The organism is Streptomyces alkaliphilus (genome assembly GCF_014141535.1).
Lineage (GTDB): Bacteria > Actinomycetota > Actinomycetes > Streptomycetales > Streptomycetaceae > Streptomyces > Streptomyces alkaliphilus.
Genome location: NZ_VKHT01001213.1, coordinates 1 through 1,322, shown reverse-complemented (window position 1 = coordinate 1,322; position 1,322 = coordinate 1). Strand labels below are relative to the sequence as shown.

General features: G+C 71.3%; 1 protein-coding gene. It reads left to right on the top strand.

Annotation, left to right across the window (positions count from 1 at the left end; all coding sequences use genetic code 11):
* Window positions 1-216: 216 nt before the first annotated feature.
* Window positions 217-1,161 carry a poly(ethylene terephthalate) hydrolase family protein gene (locus FNQ90_RS23510; protein ID WP_182608188.1) on the top strand — a complete coding sequence of 315 codons (945 nt, stop codon included), beginning with the start codon at window positions 217-219 and terminating at the stop codon, window positions 1,159-1,161.
* Window positions 1,162-1,322: the final 161 nt, after the last annotated feature.

Here is a 1,322-nt window from a genome sequence, read left to right as displayed (position 1 = left end):
GAACACCCCCACGTGCCGAACGGCCCCCGCTCCCGCCCCGAGGGCGGGAACCGGCGGGCCGTTCGACGCGTTCCCCTCGACGGGTCCGCCCCGCGACTCCCGACGCCCCCTCGAACCGGGGCCGGCGAACACCGGTGGTTTCGCCGATGCGCGGCCCGCCCCGCGGCTGAACGATGACCGTGTCCACCCCCCACACAGCAGGGAGACACGAATCCCATGGAGCCGCAACGGAACGAGGCCGAGCGCACCACCGGCCGGCACAAGCGCAAGTCCCGCCGCCGCATCCTCTCGTTGGGTGTCGCGGCCCTCTTCGCCGTCGGCGGGGCCGGAGTGGTCGCCCTCCCCAGCGCGATGGCCGGCGAGACCACCACGAGCGGTGTCTCCGCTCAGAGCCAGTACCAGCGCGGACCCGACCCGACGGTGTCGAGCATCGAGGCCCGCACCGGTCACTACCGGACGTCGAGCACCCGGGTCTCCTCATTCGCCTCCGGCTTCGGCGGCGGCACCATCTACTACCCGACCACCACCTCCGACGGCACCTTCGGTGGAGTCGCGATCGCCCCGGGTTACACGGCCTCGTCCTCCTCCATGGACTGGATGGGGCCGCGCATCGCCTCCCAGGGCTTCGTGGTGTTCGTCATCGACACCAACACCCGACTCGACCAGCCCTCCTCACGCGGCCGTCAGCTCCTGGCCGCGCTGGACTACCTGACCCAGCGCAGCTCCGAGCGGCACCGCGTGGACTCCAACCGCCTCGCGGTCATGGGGCACTCGATGGGTGGCGGCGGCGCCCTGGAGGCCACCATCTCCCGGCCGTCGCTGAAGGCGTCGATCCCGCTGACCCCGTGGAACCTCACGAAGAACTGGAGCCGGGTCACCACCCCGACCCTGATCGTGGGCGCCGAGCGCGACACCGTCGCCTCCGTGCGCACCCACTCCATCCCGTTCTACACAAGCCTGTCCTCCTCGACCGACCGCATGTACGTGGAGCTGGACGGGGCCTCGCACTTCGCGCCCAACATCTCCAACACCACCATCGCGAAGTACAGCATCGCCTGGTTGAAGCGGTTCGTGGACGAGGACACCCGCTACGACCAATTCCTGTGCCCGCTGCCCAACGAGCGCTCCATATCGGACATTCGCGGCAACTGCCCGCGCTGACATCCCCTCAGGAGTTCTCCGGAGCCGACCACGGCGCCGGCACGCGCCACCGGCCGGTGGTCCGCCCCACGGGCGGGCCACCGGCCCCGCGCTTTCCCCGGACCCGGGGCGGATCGGGTCGGGGGCGGGCCGGCAGGATCACGGACATGACGCCGTCCCCC

Bases quoted from the DNA above. Each gene is read 5' to 3' on its own strand.
- FNQ90_RS23510 (WP_182608188.1), top strand. From the start codon at position 217: ATGGAGCCGCAACGGAACGAGGCCGAGCGCACCACCGGCCGGCACAAG.